Annotated in this window: 12 protein-coding genes; 8 read left to right on the top strand and 4 right to left on the bottom strand. The window is 46.6% G+C overall.

Features of this window, described 5'->3' with window-relative positions:
* Positions 1-13: 13 nt before the first annotated feature.
* Entirely contained in the window at positions 14-256 is a 243-nt protein-coding gene (locus LX66_RS23440; RefSeq protein ID WP_145717965.1) for a hypothetical protein, read from the bottom strand.
* Between the two features lie 494 nt (positions 257-750).
* On the opposite strand from LX66_RS23440, the gene LX66_RS23435 reads away from it, so the two are divergent.
* Positions 751-2,874: an alpha/beta hydrolase family protein gene (locus tag LX66_RS23435; protein WP_145717963.1), complete on the top strand. Its 2,124-nt coding sequence runs from the start codon at positions 751-753 to the stop codon at positions 2,872-2,874.
* Here LX66_RS23435 and LX66_RS23430 read toward each other — a convergent pair.
* The 3 genes from LX66_RS23430 to LX66_RS23420 all read right to left on the bottom strand — a co-directional run bounded on the left by LX66_RS23430 (position 2,821) and on the right by LX66_RS23420 (position 5,783).
* Positions 2,821-3,777, bottom strand: coding sequence for an AraC family transcriptional regulator (locus tag LX66_RS23430; RefSeq protein WP_158642734.1), 957 nt, complete (start codon positions 3,775-3,777; stop codon positions 2,821-2,823). The two genes, LX66_RS23435 and LX66_RS23430, sit on opposite strands and share 54 nt — an antisense overlap.
* Before the next feature lie 316 nt (positions 3,778-4,093).
* Positions 4,094-5,206 carry a FecR family protein gene (locus LX66_RS23425; RefSeq protein WP_145717959.1) on the bottom strand — a complete coding sequence of 371 codons (1,113 nt, stop codon included), beginning with the start codon at positions 5,204-5,206 and terminating at the stop codon, positions 4,094-4,096.
* A gap of 34 nt (positions 5,207-5,240) precedes the next feature.
* Positions 5,241-5,783 (bottom strand): RNA polymerase sigma-70 factor, encoded by a 543-nt coding sequence (locus LX66_RS23420; protein ID WP_145717957.1) that lies wholly within the window; start codon positions 5,781-5,783, stop codon positions 5,241-5,243.
* Positions 5,784-6,440: 657 nt separating this feature from the next.
* On the opposite strand from LX66_RS23420, the gene LX66_RS23415 reads away from it, so the two are divergent.
* The 7 genes from LX66_RS23415 (at position 6,441) to LX66_RS23385 (ending at position 17,014) form a co-directional block, all read left to right on the top strand.
* Positions 6,441-9,713 (top strand): SusC/RagA family TonB-linked outer membrane protein, encoded by a 3,273-nt coding sequence (locus LX66_RS23415; RefSeq protein ID WP_158642733.1) that lies wholly within the window; start codon positions 6,441-6,443, stop codon positions 9,711-9,713.
* A 26-nt stretch (positions 9,714-9,739) separates the two neighbouring features.
* Positions 9,740-11,185, top strand: coding sequence for a RagB/SusD family nutrient uptake outer membrane protein (locus tag LX66_RS23410; protein ID WP_158642732.1), 1,446 nt, complete (start codon positions 9,740-9,742; stop codon positions 11,183-11,185).
* Positions 11,186-11,196: 11 nt separating this feature from the next.
* Positions 11,197-13,770: a metallophosphoesterase gene (locus LX66_RS23405; protein ID WP_145717952.1), complete on the top strand. Its 2,574-nt coding sequence runs from the start codon at positions 11,197-11,199 to the stop codon at positions 13,768-13,770.
* A gap of 147 nt (positions 13,771-13,917) precedes the next feature.
* A complete protein-coding gene (locus LX66_RS23400) occupies positions 13,918-14,175 on the top strand; it encodes a hypothetical protein (RefSeq protein WP_145717950.1) in 258 nt (85 codons plus the stop codon).
* Positions 14,176-14,286: 111 nt separating this feature from the next.
* The gene (locus LX66_RS23395; RefSeq protein WP_158642731.1) at positions 14,287-15,504 is read left to right on the top strand and encodes a DUF4221 family protein; all 1,218 of its coding nucleotides are present in this window, start codon (positions 14,287-14,289) and stop codon (positions 15,502-15,504) included.
* A 51-nt stretch (positions 15,505-15,555) separates the two neighbouring features.
* On the top strand, positions 15,556-16,122 hold the full coding sequence (locus LX66_RS23390) for a hypothetical protein (RefSeq protein WP_145717947.1): 567 nt from the start codon (positions 15,556-15,558) through the stop codon (positions 16,120-16,122).
* Between the two features lie 43 nt (positions 16,123-16,165).
* Entirely contained in the window at positions 16,166-17,014 is an 849-nt protein-coding gene (locus tag LX66_RS23385; RefSeq protein ID WP_145717945.1) for a metallophosphoesterase family protein, read from the top strand.
* The last annotated feature ends 6 nt before the right edge of the window (positions 17,015-17,020 follow it).

Here is a 17,020-nt window from a genome sequence, read left to right as displayed (position 1 = left end):
TTAAGGGGTTGTTTTACATTAGATCAATCAAGAATGCTCTTGTTATACAATCAGCACCTTCTATGGTTGTCGCATAGACGGTACCTTGTGGAGAAATACCAAATGTATGATTAATAGCAGTTAGTGTACACGGTCCAGTTTCGTCTGCAGTAAGCCTGTAGTAAGTATCAATGCCCCTGTAAGATTTAAAAGCCAAGGCGCCACCAACAACGGCAAACAAAGCAATAGCTGTCAAAGCAATTTTAGCACATTTCATGATCATTTTGCTTTTTAAAGTTCAAAAAGCTAAACTTTAGAGTTAACTTATATTGCCACTCTGTTTTATGGTTTTCGGCTTCCCCATGATGTTGGCAGTTCAGTAACTTGAGGATAGAATAAGAACTTCAACATTTATTCTAATTTAGTGCGTGGTGCACTAAACGCTGTTATCATCTTACATTTTTTTTATTGTCATTTTGGATCAGTTTGCTTTTAAGTGTAGCCGGTCCCTCTCCAAAAAGAAAAACTGTCCACGTATACATATACAGGGACAGTTTCCCGTTAATTAATAAACTATTGCAATTGTATGATGTCCTGTGTCTCCCACATAGTAACGGATAGTAAACAAAAAGGTACCACCTATAAATAATAAAGCCTATCCTGTTTGTTTGTCATTTCAAAATGTATTACTTTGCTATCCTGTTGCCGTTGCTTGTGTATGCTCTTCTCCCCTTATTTCATAGACCCTTGAAACAATAAGTAGAACTGTTTATGCAACGATTTCTGTTATCTTCCCTCATATTGTTATATGCCAATTGCCTGCTGGCGCAAAAGCCAGTAATAGATACCGGTATGTATGCCTCCTGGCCCTCCGTTGGTGACGCCGCTATCAGCAACGATGGAAAATATGTATTGTATTACATCAAAAACCAGCCAGCCGGCAGCAGCTCGCTGGTGCTGAAAGCTGCCGACCTTAGCTGGGAGAAAGCATGGCCAGGCGCCCGCCAGGCTGCCTTTGCTCCTGGTAACCACACTGTCGTTTTTATTACACAGGGCGACAGCTTGTGCCTGCTTACCCTGGGCACAACTGCTGCCAGCTATATACCAGGTGTGCAGTCCTTCCAGGTGCCAGCAGCCGGGGAAAAGCTTATGCTGGCATACCAGCCTAAGGCACCTGGTAAGGAACTGGTAATTTATGATCCCGCCAGCGGCAGTAAGAAACAATTCACTGGCGTCAGCGATTATGTATGGAGTGAAGACGGTACGCAGCTGGCCTTTACCAGGGACAGCAGCAGCGTGTGGAATTACCGGCTTGGCCAGGAGGAGGCCATACTATTGGCCAATAACCAGTCGAGGGGGATAGATACGGATTTCCGGTTTCATGGTGTACTGCGCTTCAGCCGGGACGGCAGCTCCCTGTTGTGCGTTTTGAAACAGAAATTCCTGCCCAAGCCCGGCCCTGATGCCGTAATGGTGGACATATGGCATTACAGGGACAAAAAGCTGCAGTCGCAGCAGCTAAAGGAGCTAGGAAACTTAAAAGATACGATCTCCATTGGCATTAATAACCGCAAGATAGCCTATCCGGGGCAGCAGGAGTTATACGATGCGGCGCTCCTTAGCGCCATTAAAGCATATGGGGACAAGCACCATCTTATGCTCCAGCCGGCCCTGGAGCTTGATAACACGGCGGATGGCGTCGCACCGCCGCTTTTATTAACGGCGCTTAACAGACGTACAAAAGACAATGGCTTTTACCGCCTGGCGCCCGGTAAGACTGCCACTCCGGAGCCGCTGGTTATGGGCCCCTACCTGTACCATATACCTGGCAAATACGGCGAGGCGCCCCTTAAAGCACGGGATGCGGAGGCATACGTCCTGCGCCGGGAGAGCGCCACACAATCCCCCAATTATTATTACACAACGGATTTTAAAACCTTTACCCCTTTAAGCGACCTGCACCCGGAAACGGCCTGCAACTGGTTCACCACCGAACTGCACAACTGGTGCTCGCCGGACGGCGATACCCTGCAGGGCATCCTGTACAAGCCGGAAAACTTTAATCCGGACAAACGGTACCCGGTGATCTTCTATTATAACGAGCTAATGTCCGACAGGCTACACCTGTATCTACCCCCTGGTCCTTCCGATGGTCGGCTGAATATTCCCTGGTATGTGAGCAATGGCTACCTCGTATTTTCACCGGATATCTATTATAAGATGGGCGCGCCGGGGCCAAGCATTTATAATGCCGTAAATAGTGCGGCGGATTATCTGGCAAAGCAACCATGGGTGGATGCGAAGAAAATGGGATTGCAGGGCTTCGAACTGGGGGCGTATGCCACCAACTACCTGGTGACCCGTACCGGCCGTTTCGCTGCTGCCTGTGCTGCTGCCGGCTTTACAGACCTGATCAGCGCACACGGCGCCCTGGATGAGAATGGCGCCAGCATGATGCCGAAAATAGAAGGATATCCCTATTGTATGGAAGCCCCGCTCTGGGAAGTGCCGGAACGGTATATTGAAAACTCTCCCGTGTTAGGAGCCGATGAAATCACCACCCCGCTGCTGCTGATGCATAACAAGCAGGACGAAGTGGTACCCTTTGCCCAAGGCGTGGAGTTAATAACCGGGCTGCGCCGCCTGGGTAAAACCGGCTGGATGCTGCAGTACGACGACTGTGCGCATACGCTCAGTGGCCCTCCGGCTATGGACTTCAGCATCCGCATGGCGCAGTTCTTTGCCCATTACCTGAAAAGAACGCCGGCGCCCGTATGGATGACCAGGGGGATACCGGCCCGCCTGAAAGGGATTGAATCCGGCCTGGAGCTGGATAACCTCTCAGTGCCGCCCCCGGGAGGCCTGCTCCGGATGGATCCGCATCTCATGCGGTGAGCGGCCGGTATAATTCCGAAAGGCGCGGGAGAAATTGGATACATCCGTATATCCCAACTGCAGCGCAATATCCCTCACAGGATCTGCGCCGCCTGCCAACAATTGCTGGGCTTTGAGCATGCACTGCTGTTGCACAAAATCCCCCAGGGATATGTGATATTGCCTTTTGAAATTCAGTTTTAGAGCAGAGGAGCTGATATTGAAATGCCGCGACATGCTTTCCAGGCTGCACTCATGGATGTGCGGGTAATCGGTAATGTAATGCTTCACTGCCAGCAGGGTCTTTTCCATTTTGGAGGCCTGGATGCTCTCCAGGTTATGCGCCAGGGTGATCTCCTCATCATAGGCGCTGAGCAGGCTGTATATATGGGCCTTCATTTCCAGGTGCAGGGAGGGCCCGGTTTTCCGGCACTGGTATATTTCATGTAAGATGTGCTTTACTTTGCCATTCATCCTGGCAGGGTATAACAGCTCGCCTGTCTGATGGCCCTTGCGAAGGTTGTCCAGCATTTGTTGGAGCAGCGGGTGGGCGGCCTGCAGCTCCTGCAGGAAGCGCGGGCTTATTTCTATGCGCAACAATTCGCTGAGGCCTTCCTGCGGCCGGTAAACATGCTGGCCGGCTCTTATATGAAAAAGACTGTACCGCGAAGCATCCAGCGAAACCTCTGCCGTACCGTTTAAGCAGGCGCATATGCTCCCCTGGCGTATATATTGCAGCGCAATCGCCGGTGTATCCCAATAGGGATACAATTGTACCGGCCGGGTAATGTTCAATACCGATGCGCAGATCCGGAAATCCGCTGTTGCGAGCACCTGCCGGATGATGATTCCAAAATCGTAGGACAGGCATTCGGCGCCAGCCCAGGGCGCCAGGTACTTTTTCAATTCCCACGGTACGGGCACGGTTTGGCCTGTGTGAGTAACCTGGTCGGGAGTGTGTGGTATTAACATAAGCGTATTCCAAACAACGTATAAAAGGATCTGTATTATCTAAAATCAGCCGCCATTGCTTGAGGGGCATGGGGCATTAAAAAATTCCGGTCACGAGGGTAGCATCTCCGGCCTGCCTGATGATACCTTCTTCAAAATGGGGATAAATGGTGATACAAATTAGCCAAAGCCACTGCAACGCAACGGCAGGCCGTATTACAGCCGGACTATTGGGGTATTTTAGCTGTTTTGGATAATAATTTAAGAGAGGTTTTCAGCCTGTATGGGGTTACCGGATATGGATGCTCTCATCCCGGATCTCATATTGCAGGCCATTTGTTGCTTTCATATTGTCCAGGAATTGCTGCAAGGGCTGGTTACGGTCAATTACGCCGGTGAACAGCCGCTTGTTCAGTGCCGGATCATCAATAATAAAGTCGATCCCGTACCAGCGGGAAATAACAGCGGCAGCCTCGGAGAAGGGGGTGTTATAGAAATTATAGATCCCCTGCTGCCAGCTAAGCACCTCCTCGGCATCAAAGCGGGCAACCTGCATCTTTTGGCCATTGCTGGCAGCCAGGTAACCGGGTTTCAGCAATACGCTGTCCACGCCGGAGGTTAATCTCACCGATCCGTTTACCAGCGCCACCTTTACCCGTGCGGAATCATAGGTATTGACGTTGAACGCAGTGCCCAGCACCTGCACGGTATTGCCGGGCAGGTGCACCAGGAAGGGTTTGCCGGCCTGTTTAGCCACTTTCAGGAAAGCTTCCCCCTGGATGGTCACCTCGCGGGCGCCGCCGGTAAAGGCGGAGGGGAATTGCAGGGTAGTAGCGGAGTTGAGCATTATTTCCGTACCGTCGGACAGTACAATATTATAGTCCTTGCCGGCGGGAATATACAGCGTCACCAGTTGGGGGATGCTTTCATCAGTAGCGTAGCTGAGCTTTTTGTTGGCATTATTCAGGGTAATGTTGTCTATCCGAACCCGCGGACCGGCGGTAGAGAGGTCGATGGTTTTGCCGTTGGCCAGTTGCAGGGCTATATGTTTGCCATTCCCCGGCAGCCTGTCTTTCCCGGGATGGATAGCAGGAGCCAGCAGCAATTGCCAGCAGATGGCGGCAAGTAACAGGATGGAAGCCGCTATACCTGAAGCTTTAAGCAGGAACACCTTTCTTTTACGGCGTTTTACCCCGGCAATGATCTCCCCGGGGCGTTCCATATCCAAGCCGGCACGGATAGTAGCCACTTTTTCCGGGGGCAGCGCTTCGTGCATGGCCGCCCGTAACGCGGCCGCTTCCTCGTTGTCCGCTACGATCTGCCGTAAGTGCGTTTGTTGTTCCGGTGTAAGGGTGCCGGCAATCTCCTCGATGATCAGTTGCTGTATTGCTTCCAGGTCCATACTAAGTGTATATCGTAGATGTAGCCTAAAAGTACTAGGCGTTATGTAAATTGATTAACTTATTGCGCAGGGTTTTCAGCGCGGAAGTGAGGTTGTTCTTGACAGTTTGCAGCGAAGTGCCCAGTTCTTCACTGATCTGCCGGTTGCTTTTGTCTTCCAGGTAGGACAGTTCAAAAGCTTTGCGTTGGGCGGGTGGGATGCCGGATATGACGGTCTTCAGTTGGCGGGATAATTCTTTATGTTCTATAGCGATATACCGGGTCGAAGGTTCGGGGAGATCTTTTAATTGCTCGGTGTAATGATGATGGGTGGCATTCTTCCGGATCTTGTCAATACAACGGTTGCGCACGGCCTGGAACAGGTAGGTCTTGAAGGCAATATCGGGCAGTTTCTCTTTCCTGGCCCAAAGGGAGGTGAATACGTCCTGTACTACGTCTTCCGCCTCTGCGTCATTGCGGAGCCTGTAGTAGGCTTCCAGGCGCAACGGCGTGTAGTACCGGCGGTAGATCTCACTGAACGCCGTCTCATTGCCTGTTTTTAGTTCGGCCAATAGCCAGTCCTCGTGTGCTTGTTGCATACTGATGTCCCCAATATTTACAGTTATAACATGACAATCACTGCGATTGTGAAAATTGCTTTGATGTACTATTGGGCTTGTAAAATAATGGACGCCGAAAATTATAAATTTTACACCAATATTTATTTTAAGTTTTGTTTAAGCTTTTCCGGGAACCGTTCATTAATGGTGCGTAAGAGGTTTTTATTATTCGCTATAAGAAAGATACACTATTTAAATGAATCAAATGTTAATCCTGTATTAACAGGATGATACATTTTATGCACATTTATCAAAACTATGATACCGGGCTGGGCATCCCTTTGCAGCCGGCTCATCTTTTCACCGTAGGTACAACGTGAACGCATAAACTATAATCACTTTTTTAGTTAATCCTTTGTAAACAGGAAGGGGGCCTTCTTTTGTTTGTAAACAAATTGTTAAGAGGTAGTACGATTTTTATGGCTGCCCGATATACATGTAGAGTGCCTATTGGACAGATTCATGTGAACAGCATTACCACATAAAACTTATAATCACCTAAGTATGTCAAACTTTACACGTCCCACCTTACCTACGAGGGTAAGCGCCTTTTGCCGGAGGTGGCTTCCCATGATCTTACTGGCGCCGGCGGCCGTTTTACTGGGTGCATGGTCCTTCCAGGACGGCGAAGAAAAGGTGACCGTCAAGGGACAGGATGTTCCCCTCCTGACGGTTTTTAAATCTATTAAAAAACAAGCCGGCTACAACTTCTTTTATGCGGCAAATTTCGTGAATGATAAAGAAAGGGTGAGTGTGGATATGCAGAATGCGCGGGTAGACGATGTGCTGCGCAAAGTGCTGGGGCATGACTATACATGGGTGTATAATGAGAACGCAGTGAGCATCACTAAAAAAAAAGAAGAAGTGAAAAGAAGTGAGGCTCCTGCTGCGCCTGTAAAAGATTCCAGCGTGAACCAGATAACGGTGTCCGGTTCCGTAACGGATGCAAAGGGAGCACCGATACCAGGGGCTACAGTGATGGTCAAAGGCACCCATGACGGCGCCAGTACAGATGAGAACGGGCATTTCAGCCTGGCAGGCGTCAGGCCCAATGCGGTGCTGGTGATCAGTTCTGTGGGGTTTGAAAAGCGGGAGATACCGGTGAAGGGGAAGACCATATTGGCGAAGCTGAATGTGAGTGTGAATGATTTGGATGAAACAGTAGTGGTGGCGTATGGGGAGACAACGCAGCGGGCGAATACGGGAGCGGTGACGGTGGTGAGGGGGGAGCAGATACAGAATTTGCCGAATAGGAGTTTTGATAAGAGCCTGCAAGGGATGGTGCCGGGATTACAGATAACGAATGGGACCGGGCAGCCGGGGGGCGGCGTGGGAAATATTGTGCTGAGGGGTATTGCAACCGGGGGGGAGCTGGTGGATGGAACAACAGTAAGAAATCCATTAATCGTCATCGACGGTATACCTGTTTCTCAGGACCCTATTCAGATCAGGATCTCCGGTACAGCCATCAGCAACCCGCTGTCCCAGCTAAATCCTTCGGATATTGAAACAATAACTGTATTGAAGGATGCGGCGGCTATTGCGTTATATGGATCCAAGGCAAGCAATGGCGTAATATTGGTTACTACCAAGAGAGGAAAATCAGGTAAAACAGTCTTCAGTTTTCGTCATCAAACAGATATTGCTTCCAGGTGGAAAGGGGAAATGCAGGTGTTGGACCGGCAGGAGTACCTTGATTTACTCTATGAAACATACAGGAATACTGACCCTGCCAGGTGGACGGATGACGCGATCAGGGCGGATTTGCAGCAAAAATTTCCTGTGCAGGCGAATGGCGATTTTTATCCGGCCCCCAACTGGTATAGTGAATTATATACTGGAGATGCCACCACTGTTACCAATGAGATCTCAATGTCGGGAGGCAGTGATCGCAACAATTTTTATTTGAATGTGGAACATTCTGACCAAAAGGGCATCATCAGGAGAACGGGTTATAAAAGGACTTCTCTCCGGTTTAATTTTGAAAATCGTGCAAGCGATTGGCTTAAGTTCGGTATCAATACAACGTTCTCTTATAATAGGCAGGATTATTCAAATACGTCTGATGCCTTTCAGACAAACGGGATAGCAGAGGTTATGTCGCCCCTAAACCCGGTTCGATTGGCTGATGGCAATTATATGCTGAACTATGAATGGGGCACATCCTCGGCTATCCCGTTAGCAAACCCATTAGCCGCAGCGGAATATAACATTAACAGGAATACATCATACCGGGGGCTGGCTAAACTATATGGGGAGGTCGGTTTTCTGAAGTATTTAAGGTTTACTTCTAATGTTGGAGTGGATTTTATGCTGACGGAGTCAAAGGAGAAGGTCGATCCGAGGTTGTTTGATCCGGTTAATTATTCGACAGGAGTAGGAAGAGTGGAGGAGATGGACCTGCGAAATGCAAACATTATTAACACAAATATTCTCCGGTTTGACAGGCAGATAAATGAAAAGCATATAATTAATATACTATTGGGCCAGGAGGCGCAGGTATTGAACAGGAAGCACCTGCTTGTATCAGTTAAAGGACTGGGGCTTCCCTATTATGACCAGATAAATAGCCCGGGAGCTACCGTACAGCGATACGGTGGAGTAAGTACGAGGGAAACCCTGTTATCGTTCTTCGGGCAGGCAAATTACGCGTTCAGGGACAGATACTTTATTTCATCCAGTTTGCGAAGGGACGGTTCTTCCCGATTTGGTGACAGAAAGCGGTTCGGTACTTACTGGTCTGCAGGATTGGGATGGTTAATTACTTCTGAACCATTTATGAAGCAGGTTCCCTGGCTGAGCTACTTAAAGATCAGGGGCAGCATTGGTGCAGCCGGGAACTCTGCCGCCATTGACCGGCTTACACGTTATGACATACTGGAAATATCCACTTTTCAGGGTAATGTAGCTGTCTACCCGGGAACCAGCCCAGGCAACCCGGATGTGAGGTGGGAAGAGACTTTCACCTGGGATGCCGGTTTGGAAGCGCGCTTCTTGCAGGACAGGATTATAGTCGCCGCCGATATCTATAAAAGAAATACCAGCGACCTCATATCCAGGATAAATCTTCCCCAAAGCTCGGGTTATTACAGTGTTTTGTCCAATATAGGAAACATAGAGAACAGCGGGGTAGAGCTTTCCCTTTCAGCGGATATAATAAGGAATGGGACATTCAGATGGAATGTGAGCGCGAACTGGAGTGCCAATCAGAACAAGCTTACGAAAGCAAATGTACCCTCTGCCGCAACGGTAAACAACAAGATGGCAAATGAAGTGGGAAGGAACTACAATTCTTTTTATTTAAAAAAATGGGCTGGGGTAAACCCCGCGGATGGATTACCTACATGGATCGATTCTACAGGTAAGACTACCAGTGACTATAATGCAGCAATAAGAGAATTCGTAGGTAAGCCGCAGCCTGACGGATTTGGTGCGGTTACCAGTACATTAAACTTTGGCAACCTGGAACTTTCCGCAATGTTTTACTATCAATATGGCTTTCAGGTATTCAACAGTGCCCTCGCCAACCCATTGTTAACAGACGGCCGGTACCCATATGCTAACCAGGTAAAGCAGGCTTTGGACCGCTGGCAGAAACCAGGTGATATTGCCAGTAATCCCAGGAGAATGCTCAATAATACCGATGGAGGGGACCGTTTTTCGACCCGCTACCTGTTTGACGGAGACTATATACGGCTAAAAAATATAACGCTATCATACACATTTCCCGGAAACATGCTTGGATGGTCAGGCTTGAGCTCGTTGAGGGTGTACGTCCAGGGAAACAACCTTGCCCTCTGGACTAAATTTCCGGGGCAGGATCCTGATAATTCAGACCTGACGGGTAGCACATTTTATGCATATCCAAGCCAGCGTTCTTTCTCGGGCGGGCTGAATGTTAATTTTTAATATCTCAATCGTCTTAATAAATGATAATGAAAAACGTATTAGGTAAAAAATGGCACGTGCTGTTTATACTGGTACTTTTGGCAGGCGCTTGCAAAAAAGACTTTCTGAATGTTCCTGATAACAGTTATCCGCTCCGGCAGTCATACGTTACTGATCTGAAAACAACGGAGGATTATTTAAATGGGATTTACCTGGAATTGGCATCATATTTCTATCATGGATATGCAATTATCTACCCGGATCTGATTGCCGATAATGTAAAGCCTGTTACAGGGTCGAATGCATTGATGCCTCACTACAGTTGGGCGCAGCAAAGCGACGAAGAGGTGTCTAATATTATCAGCCCGGAAGGGTTGAATATGAACCCATCCTGGTTTGCCGGTTACAGGATTGCGGGAGACTGCAGTTTTGTGATCGAATCTGCAGACAGGTATCGGGCCGAAAATGAAGAAAAGGCTGATAACCTGAAAGGGCAGGCATCCGCTTTAAGGGCTTTGGTACATGCCGCCCTGGTAAATGTATTCTCACAGCCTTATAACTTTACTGCCGACGCATCACATCCAGGGATCCCATATATTACTTCTTCTGATTGGACGAAGGTTTTCTCCAGAGCCACTGTGGCTGCCGTGTATGATCATATGATCGCTGATCTTGGTGATGCGATCCGGTTACTGCCTACGGGAAGTGACAATGTCTTGATGATGACTGGCAACGCAGCAAAAGCATTGCTGGCCAGGATCTATCTTTATAAAGGAGATTTTCAGGCGGCAAAGGACCTTGCAACAGCCGTGGCGGCAATTACTCCTTTGATGAAAATGCCGGATTATCCTGCAAAGCTGTTCACTGCGGAGGAAACGGAGGCGCTGTTCCAATTGCCGCCTGCATGGGGTGGCGCCGGAAGCGGTAATTATTATACATATTTCGCAGGGTTGTATTTTGATCCTTCCTTTCAGCAGTTTGTTGCAACCGGTGATATCGCCTCCGTTTTAAAGGAGAGTCCTGCAGACGCAAGGAATGTGTGGGTAGCCCAGGATGGGGAAAACTGGAATGTAACTAAGTATCCCGGCGGAGCTATTGATGGATTTCCCCTTCCCTCGCTTTCTTATTACCATACTATACTTCGTTCATCGGAGATGTTTCTCGTTGCTGCAGAGTCGTATGCAAAACTGAGCCAGGAGGATAGCGCCAGAGTTTTTCTTGACATGGTCCGCAAACGGGCCGATCCCGGTGCTCCAGCCACCATTGGTACCGGGCAAGCCCTCTTGGATGCTATCCACAAGGAGTGGAGGAAAGAGTTTGCATTTGAAGGGCACAGAATGTTTGACCTGCTCAGGTGGAACAAAAATGTATACCGGGAGGACGCATCAATTCCTGTTGCAAAGGAGTTGATTTATCCGAGTAATAAAGCGATTGCCCCTATCCCTGCTACGGATGTCAATTTGTCTGGTTTGCCTCAAAATTCCGGCTACTAAATTAATATCAAATGAAGTGTAGATTAGTTATTTTATTCGCAATATTTGGAGGATATGGTTTTACGGCGGAATGGGCATATAGCCGTCAATCGGGCACTATTGTTATCGAAGGAAAAATGCCTGTAGCATTTACCGGTAACGAAACAGACCTGAGGTTTGTTGAAGTGAATTATGTTGGAACACCTGAATGGAAAACAGTAAAGGAAAGCGTATTGAAGGACAACGTAAAGTGGACGCTCCATTCAGATGATCCCGTGTTATTATTCTCTTCTCCTTTTTTAGGTAAGAAAGGTATTACGTTTTTGGCAGAACCCGGGGATCACATTAAAGTATCTCGTAAAGATGGGAATACAGTTTTTTCGGGAAGAGGTGCAGCAAAGTTTGATCTGCTCCTGGGAATAGAAATGCTTAAGAATCGCATCGTTCGACCATCGAAGTCATTTTTGTTTTCGGTGAACTCCCTGGAAGATTATTTCAAATGGAATACCTACTTCAGTAGACAGTTGGATGTAGTGCTGCCGCTTATCGAAAGCTACAGGAACCGCATTTCGGCATTTGCCTATGAACGCATAAAGGCTAATACTATTATAACTATAGAGAGTGACCGGCTGGACCTGTTTTGGACCAATAGGGAGACGCTTAAAGGCTCCGGCATAACCGGACCCGATCTGGCAGAGATATATGATTCTACCTTTTATAGCGCCCCCGCGAAGTGGGCACGCTCGCTGTCAACTAACCTGGATCGTGCGGCATATCTGTACACCTTTAATAGAGCGGAAGTGTTCAGGAGATTCTTGTTTAATATTGACCACGACAGTCTGAACACAGATGCTAAGCGTAGATTGCTGTATTATTCCGAGGCAAAGGAAAAATATAAAGGAGTAGTACGGGAGAAATTGCTCGCATTTTTATTGACTTACGAAACCATAAAGGAAATAGGGTTTGTACCCGAGACCGAAACATTGCTTGCTGATTATTACCTGCAGCCCGGATATCCTGCATTTAAAAAGTGGGTCAGGCAATATGAGAGGAAAGCAAGGTCCTTAAGGGACGGAATGCCAGCACCCGATTTTTCCCTTGTGGATATGAAGGGCCATCTCTTTACAAAAGATAGAGTTGCCGGGAAGATAGCCATTATGGATTTTTGGTTTACAGGTTGTAAAGGTTGCGTGCAGATGACGCGGGCGATGAAAAAGGTGGAGGAGACTTTTGAAGGTGATAGCAATGTTGTATTTATCAGCGTTTCTGCGGATAAGCGGGTGGATCGGTGGACGAAGAGCCTGGCGGAAGGGAAGTATACCACCGGAAAGGGGATTAACCTGTATACCGCCGGCCTTGGCACCGAGCATCCTATGTTGAAGGCATTTAACGTTACTTCATTTCCCAAACTGTATTTATTGGACTCTTGGGGAAATATTGCTGCAAATCCATTGCCTGATCCCCGTGATGACGGGGGGCAACGGTTGGTGCAGTTGATTCGCCGGCAATTACTATTGGCGCATGATGGTCCTTATGTATTCCACAGGTCAGATACTGTCACATCCTATTCAATCTCCCCGTCTGGTATTGTTTCAGAAGTATTGGAACCTTCTTCCCGGCGGATATTGAGCGTTAACGGTGACCAGGTGGGTAGGGCATTCAATGTTCCAATCAAAATGGCGCATGAGGTCCAACGGGCGAGTTACCCACGGGCCGATAAACTCTTCGTGGTATCAGATATCGAAGGCGATTTTAGTGCATTCAGAAAGTTACTACAGCACAACGGGGTAATTGATGAAGACTATAACTGGTCATTTGGCGATGGGCATTTGGTTTGCGTAGGAGATTTTTTTGACAGAGGACAACAGGTTACTGAAGTATTATGGTTGATTTATTCTTTGGAGGAGAAAGCGGAGGCCGCGGGTGGGCATGTGCATTTTATATTGGGAAACCATGAAATTATGAACCTCAGCGGGGACTTCCGGTATGTGGAAGAAAAGTATCAAAAAAATGCAAAGCGACTCGGCTTGTCTTATCCGGACCTTTATGGAAAGAACACAGAATTGGGGAAATGGTTGCGCACCAAGAATATTGTGGAAAAGATTGGGGATGTACTGTTTGTTCACGCAGGGATCAGTGACGCTGTAAACAGGTTGCCGCTTTCTATTGACCAAATAAATCAGCGTGCGCGTTTTTATTATGACTATAACAAAGACAGCCTAAAGGGGAATATGTTGGAGAAAGATATAGCCATTATCTTTGATCCCAGGACTTCCCCGTTTTGGTACAGGTTGTATTACCAGGACCGCTGGAAAAAGATATTGACCAATGGAGATACGATTTATAAAGCTGAACTGAAGCAGGTGGAGCGGACATTGGATAAGTTTGATGTAAATCGCATTGTTACCGGACATACAATTGTTGCGGATACGATCAGTATGCATTATAATGGGAAAGTGATCAATATTGATACAGACCACGCGGAGGGTAAGTCGGAGGCCCTGCTTATTGAGAACGCCGGATATTTTAGAGTAAATGCACAAGGAGATAAAAGGCTGTTGTTCCACAAAGAGGAGCTTTTTACACAGGCCGGTTTGCAGGAATAGACCTCATTATACGTAATTAACCCAGGGCTTTGTAATAGAATTATTAACCTGTCCAGTCATGCTGGACAGGTTAATGCTAATTTAGAAAGGTAATTCTAGTGGCCATTGATTACCTTTTTTGTTTATTAACCATCTAAATGTTCTATTATGAAACCGTTATCATTTAAAAACCTGTCCATTCTGGGATTGGTATTAACAGTGACTTCTGCTGTAACTGCCGCCGTCATTCCTTCAAAGGACAAAGCAAAGGATGCCGATAAATTTGGCATGAACTCTATAGTACCTTCTTCAGACGGTGCTTCTGTCACCTGCGTTCCTGCCGCCGGGGAGTCTTGCATTTTTACTGCTGACTCAGGTACTACGGGTGGGCTTGTTCCCACCAGTATGGGTACTACTGTAGAGTAAAACACCGCCTCCTTTATCAATTTAATGAATAAGCAATGGCTTTCTATGACTCTTTGTAGAAAGCCATTGCTTAAAATCAGGACAGGCCACCTGGCTATAAATGTTTATTGGATGAAGCTGTTAATGTTTGTGATACGTTATTTATTTGAACGTGAAAATGGGGTGTGCATGCTGGCTGTGGTGCATATAATTATTATCCTCAGTTGTAATGAAACTGCCCATACAGTGGATAACGTGTATAGATATACTGAGCCCAATTATGATCTGGTAGAATTGAAGGAGACAACAGATACAGTAACGTTTAGTTTAAATGAGAATACATATAATGTTATTAAATCTTTTAACATTTTCTCACAAGGCAAAGAGGAGTATATTTCTTTTTATGACCGGCGCTCCGAATCTATTAATATATACCACTTTCAATCCGGAAAACTGCTAAAGAAGATCATACTTAAGAGCTTTTTTCCCGGGGAGAAGTTATTTAAGACAACGGTTTATATCAGGAACTTTGACAGTGTTTTTATAAATACCAGGAACAGATGCTTTCTGTTTGACAGCTCCGGCAGGCTTAAGGGAAGTGCCGCTTTCCTTGAAGATCCACCTAACGCCTGGGCCAAATTTGAGAACACCAATCCCCCGGTTGTAAAAGAAGGATTACTGTACGCCAGTACCCGCCCTTACGTAAAGGAAACATCGCTGGAGGCATTGAGACAATGGAAACTACTGTATCGGTTTGATATGGAGAATGATAAGGCTAGCTTGTGCTATCCATTACCTGTAATGTATCAGGAAAATATCTATGGATACCATTTCCTGGATTACAGCTACTGTTATAATAACCGGAATAATTTTGTTTTTAGCTTCCCGGCTGATTCAAATATCTACGAAACCGATCTGACAGATTACCACGTTGCCTATTATGCCAAAAGTCGCCGGCAAGCCGATATAATCCTCCCGGTGAGTAAGGATACATTGGAGGATAACGAAGGTAATTATAGAAGCTATTTGACCAGGGATTCATATGGGCCTATTTACTTTGATCCATATAGAAAGCGCTATCTGAGGGTGGCAAAGTCCGGAATTAGTATGGCAGATTACCAGGCTAAGAATTGGGAGCGGGAGCAACGGCTGATTATTTTTGATGAGCATTGCAGGATTATTGGCGAGTCTTCTATTAATAAGGAGGTGATATTGAAGTCCATTTTCTTTACTGCAAATGGTGGTATTTATGCAAGGGTGAATCCGCGTGATGAATATGGGCTCCACTTTGTGAGATTGGTTTACAACGATCTGGCGACCGGCCAATTGGGGTTTTCGGGTAATAAATGATTCGAATGATAGTTTGTCTGGATGCTTTAATGTATACTAAAAAGAATTACTATGGAATTATCCGTTAAAAGTAGAAGGAATGTTTCGGCAGGAAAGGTATTTGTTTTTTTGTTGCTCATCCTGTTAGTGACGGCCTGCGGAAGGCAGGCGGCGAAAAGTGGTAATAGTATAATGATCACCCAGCCTGAAGAGCAGGCGAAAGTTTTTGGTGACATTCTGACCGTTACCCGGAATGCTGTTCCGGAAGCTGTGCAGGCAGATTCGTTGGCATTCCTGATATTACCGGTACAGGCCAGTTGCCCGGCTTGCCGGAAGAAGGCCATCGACAGTATTGTTAAGCATAGGGATGCCTTGCCTCATAACCGGTTTATTGTTATTTCTGCAAGAGGAGGATATAAAACTATAAACAGTTATTTCAGGGAGCAGGGAGCGGAATTGCCCGTTGTTGAAGGCAGGCTGTTCCTGGATAGTAGTAACCGGGGATTTAAGTATGATTTGTTTTATGATAAACCTATGATATATTATACCGCCAATAAAAGGGTCTATAAAAAGATCGAGGTTATTCCTGCAACAGTAAAGGAAAATTTACATGGTTTTTTCTCTGGCATAGCTGAATAGTATTTGTCAGATTTGTGATTCAATAACAAATGAATTTGGTCATATGGGACCCAAGACAAGAATATCACTGATCGAGCCGGGTGCGAAGCGGGCTGGAGTATACTTTTCTTTACGACTGAAGAGAAACTGTCATAATGAACCATCGGAACATGAAACCCCTGGAAGAATATTGGTGTTAGCTAATATTAGTGGTAAGTTCCGGTATTTTAGAAGGCTTTTGTTGATGAATGGTGTCATAGACAAAAGCTATAGATGGACCTACGGTAACGGGCACCTTGTCCTTTTGGGGAATTTTTTTGAAGAGAGCGAGCTTGGCATAGCATGCCTCTGGCTAATATATTCGTTGGAAGAGAAGGCGGCCAGGTCGGGTGGATATGTTCATTTTATTTTGAGTAACCGCGAGATCGCAAACCTGAACGGAGAATGGCGATATGCTCATCCGAGGTATGCTGTGAAAAGGAAGTCGTCTAAGCATCCATCTACTGCACTATACGACGGAAATAACGAGTTGTGGAGATGGTTGCGGCATAAGAATATTATAGAGAAAATAGGGGATATGTGTTTTTTGCATAGCACTATGTTTAAAGAAGTTTATGAGCCCCATTTATCGATAACGGAAATCAATAACATGGCCCGTTCGTATTATGCCCGCCCGGAGGATTTATTTGTTGCTCAGAAACGGGAGATTAAGACTTACCCAGTGGCGGACCATTTTGATGTTAATGCAATAATAACCGGGAATCCTTCTTTGGATCTAAACACGGATGCCTTTAAGGGGAAATTGGTAAATATGGGGGTAGATCCGTTGTATGGAAAGCCGGAGGCGCTGCTTATAAAAGAAGGCCGTTTCTATAAAATTGATGCCAGAGGGGACCGTACGAGAATCAGATAGCATGCC

Source organism: Chitinophaga japonensis (assembly GCF_007830125.1).
Classification (GTDB): Bacteria; Bacteroidota; Bacteroidia; order Chitinophagales; family Chitinophagaceae; genus Chitinophaga; species Chitinophaga japonensis.
This window is presented reverse-complemented; position numbering and strand designations above follow the sequence as displayed.

What these genes read in the sequence shown, in the direction of transcription:
- LX66_RS23440 (WP_145717965.1), bottom strand. Translation starts at nt 256, where the DNA reads ATGAAATGTGCTAAAATTGCTTTGACAGCTATTGCTTTGTTTGCCGTT.
- LX66_RS23435 (WP_145717963.1), top strand. Translation starts at nt 751, where the DNA reads ATGCAACGATTTCTGTTATCTTCCCTCATATTGTTATATGCCAATTGC.
- LX66_RS23425 (WP_145717959.1), bottom strand. Translation starts at nt 5,206, where the DNA reads ATGGACCTGGAAGCAATACAGCAACTGATCATCGAGGAGATTGCCGGC.
- LX66_RS23420 (WP_145717957.1), bottom strand. Translation starts at nt 5,783, where the DNA reads ATGCAACAAGCACACGAGGACTGGCTATTGGCCGAACTAAAAACAGGC.
- LX66_RS23410 (WP_158642732.1), top strand. Translation starts at nt 9,740, where the DNA reads ATGAAAAACGTATTAGGTAAAAAATGGCACGTGCTGTTTATACTGGTA.
- LX66_RS23405 (WP_145717952.1), top strand. Translation starts at nt 11,197, where the DNA reads ATGAAGTGTAGATTAGTTATTTTATTCGCAATATTTGGAGGATATGGT.
- LX66_RS23400 (WP_145717950.1), top strand. Translation starts at nt 13,918, where the DNA reads ATGAAACCGTTATCATTTAAAAACCTGTCCATTCTGGGATTGGTATTA.
- LX66_RS23395 (WP_158642731.1), top strand. Translation starts at nt 14,287, where the DNA reads ATGAAGCTGTTAATGTTTGTGATACGTTATTTATTTGAACGTGAAAAT.
- LX66_RS23390 (WP_145717947.1), top strand. Translation starts at nt 15,556, where the DNA reads ATGGAATTATCCGTTAAAAGTAGAAGGAATGTTTCGGCAGGAAAGGTA.
- LX66_RS23385 (WP_145717945.1), top strand. Translation starts at nt 16,166, where the DNA reads ATGGGACCCAAGACAAGAATATCACTGATCGAGCCGGGTGCGAAGCGG.